General features: G+C 50.0%; 1 tRNA gene. It reads left to right on the top strand.

Going from position 1 to position 222, the window contains the following annotated elements:
- Nucleotides 1-145 precede the first annotated feature (145 nt).
- A tRNA-Gly gene (locus tag Xsze_RS21705) sits at nucleotides 146-221 on the top strand.
- The last annotated feature ends 1 nt before the right edge of the window (nucleotide 222 follow it).

The following is a 222-nucleotide window of genomic DNA, read 5'->3' as shown; positions in this document are numbered from 1 at the left end:
CGGGAATAGCTCAGTTGGTAGAGCACAACCTTGCCAAGGTTGGGGTCGCGAGTTCGAGTCTCGTTTCCCGCTCCAAACAACAGTTAAATATTTTGGTATCTGAATCAGTAAGGCCACAGTATGGCCAATGATTGGCATCAATTATGCGGGAATAGCTCAGTTGGTAGAGCACAACCTTGCCAAGGTTGGGGTCGCGAGTTCGAGTCTCGTTTCCCGCTCCAA

The organism is Xenorhabdus szentirmaii DSM 16338, assembly GCF_002632585.1.
Classification (GTDB): domain Bacteria; phylum Pseudomonadota; class Gammaproteobacteria; order Enterobacterales; family Enterobacteriaceae; genus Xenorhabdus; species Xenorhabdus szentirmaii.
This window is presented reverse-complemented; position numbering and strand designations above follow the sequence as displayed.